Raw genomic sequence first — 7,827 nt, 5'->3', positions numbered from 1 at the left:
GTATAGGCCCAGCGGGCGTCAAAGGCCTCGACGTCGAAATGCTTCGCCCCTTTACCCACCTCTTCATCAGGGGTGAAGGCCACGCGGATATCGCCATGAGGAATATTTTTCGCCTGCAGGGTCGCCAGCGCGGTCATAATTTCGGCAATGCCGGCTTTGTCGTCCGCCCCGAGCAGCGTTTTCCCGTCGGTGGTGATCAGCGTCTGTCCCAAAAGCTGATGCAGAACCGGGAACATCACCGGGGAGAGCACCTCATCGCCGATACCCAGCGCGATATCGCCGCCGCGATAGTTTTCAACAATCTGCGGATTAACGTTTTTACCACTGAAATCCGGGGAGGTGTCGACGTGGGAGATAAAACCGATGGCCGGGATATCGCCCTCAACGTTAGCGGGCAAAGTTCCCATTACCGTCCCTTTTTCACTCAGCGTTACCTTGACCAGTCCCATTTCTTCCAGCTGCGCCTGCAACAGGCGTAACAGCTTCCACTGCCCTTCCGTGCTGGGGACCTGACGAACGCCAGGCTTTGACTGCGTGTCCAAAGAAACGTACTGCAAAAAACGCTCAAGCAATTTATCCATGTAGCCACCCTCTTCTTTTGTGACAACATTATTCATAAGCCAGAAAAGACAAATATTGCGTCAGGTCATTTTTAGCCCGTAAAGCGAAATTTAATAACGGAACCGACGTTATGGTGTAAAGGTAGACTATGCGGGCGTATCAAGGATTGGCGATTACCCTCGTTTGCCGTAGAATGCTGGCCCTTATTAAAAACGTGCAACCCCAAAGGTGGTTAATCACAAACCCCGCAGCGGCCGGAAATTTGCCGTTGCGTCTACATGGGACAGAGTCAAAAATTGAATATACAACCGCGTTCGCGTTCGCCGCTGGTGCATCTGGCGGGAATTCGCAAGAGCTTTGATGGTAAAACGGTCATCGACAACCTTAACCTGACCATCAACAATGGTGAGTTTCTCACTCTGCTTGGCCCCTCTGGCTGCGGTAAAACCACCGTTCTGCGCCTTATTGCCGGCCTGGAAAACGTCGACAGCGGACGGATCCATCTCGAAGATCACGATATCACTCATGTTCCGGCGGAAAACCGCCACGTCAATACCGTATTCCAAAGCTACGCCCTGTTTCCGCATATGACGGTGTTCGAGAACGTCGCCTTTGGCCTGCGGATGCAGAAAACCCCGGCGGCGGAAATCACCCCACGGGTGATGGATGCCTTAAAGATGGTGCAGCTGGAGGCGTTTGCCCAACGCAAACCGCACCAGCTCTCCGGCGGCCAGCAGCAGCGCGTGGCCATCGCCCGCGCGGTGGTCAACAAACCGCGTCTGCTGCTGCTCGATGAGTCTCTTTCGGCACTGGATTACAAGCTGCGCAAGCAGATGCAGAACGAATTGAAAGCGCTGCAGCGTAAGCTCGGGATCACCTTCGTCTTCGTCACCCACGATCAGGAAGAGGCTCTGACCATGTCCGATCGCATCGTGGTGATGCGTGATGGCAAAATCGAACAGGACGGCACCCCGCGAGAGATCTACGAAGAGCCGAAGAACCTGTTTGTCGCCAGCTTTATCGGCGAGATCAATATCTTTGACGCCACGGTAATTGAACGTCTCGACGAACAGCGCGTGCGCGCCAGCGTTGAAGGTCGGGAATGCAACATCACCGTCAATTTTACCGTGGAGGCCGGCCAGCGTCTGCATGTCCTGCTGCGCCCGGAAGATCTGCGCGTCGACGAGATCCACCATAACAGCGACGCCGACGGCCTGATCGGCTATGTCCGCGAGCGCAACTATAAAGGCATGACTCTGGAGTCGGTGGTAGAACTGGAGAACGGCAAAATGGTGATGGTCAGCGAGTTCTTTAACGAAGACGACCCGGATTTCGACCACTCTCTTGACCAGAAAATGTCTATCAATTGGGTGGAAAGCTGGGAGGTGGTGCTGGCCGATGAAGAACACCAGTAAATTCCAGAATGTGGTGATCGCCACTATCGTCGGTTGGCTGGTGCTGTTTGTCTTCCTGCCCAACCTGATGATCATCGCCACCAGCTTTTTGACCCGCGACGATGCCAACTTCGTCAAACTGGTCTTCACGCTGGATAACTATTCGCGGCTACTGGATCCGCTCTATTATGACGTTCTGCTGCATTCGCTAAACATGGCGCTGCTGGCGACCCTCGCCTGCCTGGCGCTTGGCTATCCGTTTGCGTGGTTCCTCGCCCGGCTGCCGCAGAAGGTACGGCCCCTGCTGCTGTTCCTGCTGATCGTCCCTTTTTGGACCAACTCGTTGATCCGCATCTACGGGCTGAAGATTTTCCTCAGCACTAAAGGTTACCTGAACGAGTTTCTGCTGTGGCTGGGGGTGATCGACACCCCGATACGCATTATGTTCACCCCCTCGGCGGTGATCATCGGCCTGGTGTACATCCTGCTGCCGTTTATGGTGATGCCGCTCTACTCCAGCATTGAGAAACTGGATCGCCCGCTGCTGGAAGCGGCGAAAGATCTCGGCGCCAGCAAGCTGCAGACCTTTATCCGCATTATCATCCCGCTGACCATGCCGGGGATCATCGCCGGCTGTCTGCTGGTGATGCTGCCGGCGATGGGGTTGTTCTACGTTTCCGACCTGATGGGCGGCGCCAAGAACCTGCTGATCGGCAACGTGATCAAAAGCCAGTTCCTCAATATCCGCGACTGGCCGTTCGGCGCGGCAACCAGCATTACCTTAACCCTGGTGATGGGCCTGATGCTGTTGATTTACTGGCGCGCGGCGCGCCTGCTGAATAAAAAGGTGGAGCTGGAATGATCGGTCGACTGCTGCGCGGCGGCTTTATGACCGCCATCTACGCGTATCTCTACATCCCTATTATTATTCTGATCGTTAACTCGTTTAACCGGTCGCGCTTCGGCATCAACTGGCAGGGGTTCACCACCGACTGGTATAGCCTGCTGATGAACAACGATAGCCTGCTGCAGGCCGCCCAGCACTCGCTGACCATGGCGGTGCTGTCGGCGACCTTCGCCACCCTTATCGGCTCGCTGACCGCCGTGGCGCTGTACCGTTACCGCTTTCGCGGCAAACCGTTTGTCAGCGGCATGCTGTTTGTGGTGATGATGTCGCCAGATATTGTGATGGCCATCTCTCTGCTGGTGCTGTTTATGCTGATCGGCGTCCAGCTTGGTTTCTGGTCGCTGCTGTTTTCGCATATCACCTTCTGCCTGCCGTTTGTGGTGGTCACCGTTTACTCCCGCCTGAAAGGCTTTGACGTGCGGATGCTGGAGGCGGCGAAAGATCTGGGCGCCAGCGAGATGACCATCCTGCGCAAAATTATCCTGCCGCTGGCCCTGCCGGCGGTAGCCGCTGGGTGGTTGCTGAGCTTCACCCTGTCGATGGATGACGTGGTAGTCTCCTCGTTCGTGACCGGTCCGGGGTATGAAATCCTGCCACTGAAGATCTATTCGATGGTCAAGGTTGGCGTTTCGCCAGAGGTGAACGCCCTGGCCACGATTTTGTTGGTTCTGTCGCTGGTGATGGTCATCGCCAGTCAGTTAATTGCACGTGATAAAACTCAGGGGACGTTAAAATGAAAAAATGGTCACGCCACCTGCTCGCAGCCGGCGCTCTGGCAATCGGCATGGGCGCTGCGCACGCGGACGATAGCAAAACGCTCTATTTCTATAACTGGACCGAGTATGTGCCGCCGGGCCTGCTGGAGCAGTTCACCAAAGAGACCGGCATCAAGGTTATCTATTCAACCTACGAGTCGAACGAAACCATGTACGCCAAGCTCAAAACCTATAAAGACGGCGCGTACGACCTGGTCGTCCCGTCGACCTACTTTGTCGACAAGATGCGCAAAGAAGGCATGCTGCAGAAGATCGATAAGAGCAAGCTGACTAACTTCAGCAACCTCGATCCGCAGATGCTGAATAAACCGTTCGATCCGAATAACGACTACTCCATCCCCTATATCTGGGGGGCGACGGCCATCGGCGTCAACAGCGAGGCGATTGACCCGAAAACTATCACCAGCTGGGCCGACCTGTGGAAGCCGGAATACAAAAGCAGCCTGCTGCTGACCGACGACGCGCGCGAAGTGTTCCAGATGGCGCTGCGTAAGCTGGGCTATTCCGGCAACACCACCGACCCGAAAGAGATTGAAGCCGCCTATAACGAGCTGAAAAAGCTGATGCCCAACGTCGCAGCGTTTAACTCTGATAACCCGGCGAACCCGTATATGGAAGGCGAAGTGAACCTCGGGATGGTATGGAACGGCTCGGCTTACGTCGCCCGCCAGGCAGGTACTCCGCTGGAAGTGATCTGGCCGAAAGAGGGCGGCATCTTCTGGATGGACAGCCTGTCGATCCCGGCGAACGCCAAAAACGTCGACGGCGCGCTGAAGCTGATTAACTTCCTGCTGCGCCCGGATGTCGCCAAACAGGTCGCTGAAACCATCGGTTATCCGACGCCGAACCTTGCGGCGCGCAAGATGCTCAGCCCGGCAGTGGCCAACGATAAATCGCTCTATCCGGACGCCGCAACCATTGAGAAAGGCGAATGGCAGAATGACGTCGGCAGCGCCAGCGCCATTTATGAAGAGTATTACCAGAAGCTGAAAGCGGGCCGTTAATCCCGCAGGGCGGAACCGCGGTTCCGCCTTTTTTTTGCTCTCACCTTAGCCCCGTAGCGCGCGCCAGAGGAGCGCCGGCAATTTGCGCCAGCGCGGCCGATGGTAAAAATCCACCAGCCGCTGCGCCACCGCTTCCTGCCCCCGGTGGGTGATGAACCAGGGCGGCAGGGGCATCAGCGTCAGTTCGCCATGCCAAAGACTACGCGGAAACGGCCGAAACGGCGCCTCAATCACCGTGCGCTCGGTTTTCTCCAGCATAAAGCTGTTATGCACCTTGCCCCGCCCGCTCTGAATATCGTCGAGCGTGTGGCCGGGAAACGCCCCCCACGGGCAAGGGGCTAACAGGAAGGCCACCCCACTCCAGCAGTTGATCGCCACCGTGCCGTAGCGCAGCTCGGCGATCAGCGCATTAAAACGCTTACGTCCAATCGCTTTGCGGGTGCGCGGGTGGATCACAATATTGGCCCCCAGCGTGCCCTGCAACCGCTGATTCGCATAGCCGATCGCCTGGCGCAGAAAGCTTTCCGCACTATCGGCCTCAAGACGGGTGACCGACAGCCCCGGGCCAAAGACCTCCTGCTGGCAGAACCCGGGATCATCGTCGGTATTCGCCACAATCAACGGTAGCGCGTCACCGCGGGCTATCTCCAGCGGCTGACGGGCGCGCAGGCGAAAGTCGGTCAGCCGGTTTTCAGCGCCGGGGTAGTAGTCCGGGCGGGTATTCGCGGCGATCAGTCGGTACAGCTGATTCAGCAAGGCCGTCGCAGGCTCCCAGCCTTGCTGCAGGATCAGCACCTGGCTGGCCACGCAGTTAAACCCGCCGTTGTTCATCTTCTGCGTCGCCAGCTGCTGCGCCTGAAAAGCGATGTCCGCCTCGCTCCACGGCCCGGGTACGATAATGGTGGGGCTGACGCCGCCCAGCTCCGAGGTCACCCGACGCGGGTTCAGCGGCGTCCCGGCGGCCCGACGCTGGCGAGCCGTCTCACCCTCGCCCCAGACGATGACGTCATGGGTGTCGCGGGAGCCAGTGATATGGATCTCATCGACAGCGGGATGGGTGGTCAGCCACGCTCCCGCCCGGGCGTCGCCGGTGACGATGCGGAGCGCATCCATGGCAATCAGCGGCGCCAGGGCCTGGGCCAGCAGATCGTGCAGATAATCATTCACCGGATTGAGCTTCAGCAGGCAGACCTGATTCTCAATAAACAGCTTGTGTAGCACATCCAGTGGCGCAATCGAGGCCACATTACCGGCGCCAAGCACCAGCGCCAGCTTGCCCTGCCGCGCGGCAGGCGGGATGTCGTATGCCCGCGCCGCATAGCGGTCGAGATGGGCCCGGGTGACGCCTGGCTGCATCCATATCTCAGCGCGAACACCAGACAGAAGCAGCCGATCCCAGAGCGTGCCGGGCACCACCCGCAGCGCCAGGCGGCCGTCCGCCAGCGTCCGCAGCGGGATCCGCCGCAGAAAGGTCTTCTCCTCCAGTTGCTCCAGGGTGGCGATAAGCCCGTTGCAGCCGACCATTAGCGCGCAGGGGCCCGCCAGCCACTCTTCCCCCGCCAGCGGATCGCCCGCCGACAACCCTTTGGCCGCCGCTGCCGCGGCCACCCACGCCGGGGCAATGCCGGCCAGGGCATCCTTGATCTGGCGCAGGAGCGCCAGACGACGGTTCACTGAGGTTTCCGCCCAGCGCTGGCGCGCCGCCGACAAGGCGTGCAGGGCCGCATCATACTGAGAACAGGTCGTCAGACCGGGTCGCGCATGGCTCATTTTCCCTCACTCATTAAAATCTCTCCGTAGGCCTGGCGCAGCTGATTTTTGAGCACCTTACCCGTGGCGCTGACCGGCAGCGCATCGACAAATATCACCCGGTCCGGGATCTGCCATTTAGGCACCCGCTTCTCAAACCAGCTCAGCAGATCGGTCTCCTCCACTTCGCCCCCTTCCGCACGGACGCACAGCAGCACCGGCCGCTCGTCCCAGCGCGGATGGCGGGCGGCGATGGCCGCCGCGCTGCGCACCCCCGGATGCGCGATGGCGATATTCTCCAGCTCAACGGTGGAGATCCACTCGCCACCGGACTTGATAATATCCTTTGCCCGATCGCTGATCACCAGATAACCATTGGCGTCGAGCGTACCGATATCACCGGTATCAAACCAGCCTGCCGCGGTCAGGGCGCTCGCGTCCTGACCATAGTATTGCTCTACCACCCAGTGCCCTCTGACCTGCAGATACCCCTGGCTTTGACCATCCCGGGGCAACGGTTCGCCATCCACGTCCACCACCTGCAGTTCGATGCCGAAAATGGGCCGCCCCTGACCGGCGCGCTGCTTTTGCTGCTCCTGTGCCGGGAGCGCGTCATGTTTGCTCAACGGTGTGTTGATGGTGCCGATGGGCGATGTTTCGGTCATTCCCCAGGCGTGGGTCAGCGCAATGCCGTAATCACGCTGAAAGGCCTCGGCCATCGACGGCGGCAGCGCGGAGCCGCCGACCAGCGCACGTTTAAATTCAGGCAGCCGGACCTCTGTCCGGCGCATCGCCGCCAGCAAGCCGGCCCAGATCACCGGTACGCCAAACCCCACCGTCACCTTCTCGGCGGCCAGCAGCTGCAGCAGGCTGTCGCCATCGAGGTGCGGCCCCGGCAGCACCAGCCGCGCGCCGACCATGGCGGCGATAAACGGCGTCCCCCACGCGTTGACATGGAACATCGGCACCACCGGCAACAGGCTGTCCTTCGCCGATATGCCGGCGGCGTCCGGCTGGTTGCCGCTCAGGGCGTGCAGGACCAGCGAACGATGGGTGTTCAATACCCCTTTCGGCCGGCCGGTGGTTCCCGAGGTGTAACAGAGCGAAGCCGGAGTCAGTTCATTGAGCTGCGGCCAGCGATAGTCTGCCATCCCCTGCTGCAACAGATCGTCATAAAACAGCAATGAGGGCAGCTGGCTGAGCGCCGCTTCGCTGCGGGACTCCATCAGCACGACGTGTTTCACCGTCGGCAGCTGCGGCAGCAGCTGCGCTACCAGCGGCAAAAAGGTCTGGTCAAAAAACAGCACTTCATCGGCAGCGTCGTTGAGGATATACCGCAGATGGTCAACCGACAGCCGCGGATTGACGGTGTGCGTCACCCAGCCGCCGGAGGCGACGGCAAAATAGATCTCCAGATGGCGGCGGTTGTTCCATGC

General features: G+C 59.3%; 7 protein-coding genes. 4 read left to right on the top strand and 3 right to left on the bottom strand.

The features are described from left to right. Nucleotides 1-581: tripeptide aminopeptidase PepT (gene pepT / locus KHQ28_RS27695; RefSeq protein ID WP_142369245.1), on the bottom strand; the 581-nt coding region annotated here is incomplete at its 3' end. A 258-nt stretch (nucleotides 582-839) separates the two neighbouring features. On the opposite strand from pepT, the gene potA reads away from it, so the two are divergent. Genes potA through potD form a run of 4 tightly spaced genes read left to right on the top strand, consistent with a single transcriptional unit; the run spans nucleotide 840 to nucleotide 4,642 of the window. After that, on the top strand, nucleotides 840-1,976 hold the full coding sequence (potA, locus tag KHQ28_RS27690) for a spermidine/putrescine ABC transporter ATP-binding protein PotA (protein WP_032419090.1): 1,137 nt from the start codon (nucleotides 840-842) through the stop codon (nucleotides 1,974-1,976). Further along, nucleotides 1,960-2,817: a spermidine/putrescine ABC transporter permease PotB gene (potB, locus tag KHQ28_RS27685; protein WP_004150812.1), complete on the top strand. Its 858-nt coding sequence runs from the start codon at nucleotides 1,960-1,962 to the stop codon at nucleotides 2,815-2,817. The genes potA and potB overlap by 17 nt, the downstream gene beginning before the upstream one ends. Further along, a complete protein-coding gene (gene potC, locus KHQ28_RS27680; RefSeq protein WP_004150813.1) occupies nucleotides 2,814-3,599 on the top strand; it encodes a spermidine/putrescine ABC transporter permease PotC in 786 nt (261 codons plus the stop codon). The genes potB and potC overlap by 4 nt, the downstream gene beginning before the upstream one ends. Beyond that, complete coding sequence (gene potD / locus KHQ28_RS27675; protein WP_004213081.1) at nucleotides 3,596-4,642, top strand: spermidine/putrescine ABC transporter substrate-binding protein PotD; 1,047 nt, start codon at nucleotides 3,596-3,598, stop codon at nucleotides 4,640-4,642. The genes potC and potD overlap by 4 nt, the downstream gene beginning before the upstream one ends. Before the next feature lie 45 nt (nucleotides 4,643-4,687). Here the strand turns inward: potD and KHQ28_RS27670 are convergent, their stop codons facing one another. After that, entirely contained in the window at nucleotides 4,688-6,412 is a 1,725-nt protein-coding gene (locus tag KHQ28_RS27670) for an aldehyde dehydrogenase family protein (protein ID WP_032419091.1), read from the bottom strand. Continuing rightward, a partial coding sequence (locus tag KHQ28_RS27665; RefSeq protein ID WP_181402709.1) for a long-chain fatty acid--CoA ligase occupies nucleotides 6,409-7,827 on the bottom strand: 1,419 nt, incomplete at its 5' end. The genes KHQ28_RS27665 and KHQ28_RS27670, both read right to left, overlap by 4 nt.

Origin of the sequence: Klebsiella sp. 28 (assembly GCF_018223905.1) — a bacterium.
GTDB lineage: Bacteria > Pseudomonadota > Gammaproteobacteria > Enterobacterales > Enterobacteriaceae > Klebsiella > Klebsiella pneumoniae.
This window is presented reverse-complemented; position numbering and strand designations above follow the sequence as displayed.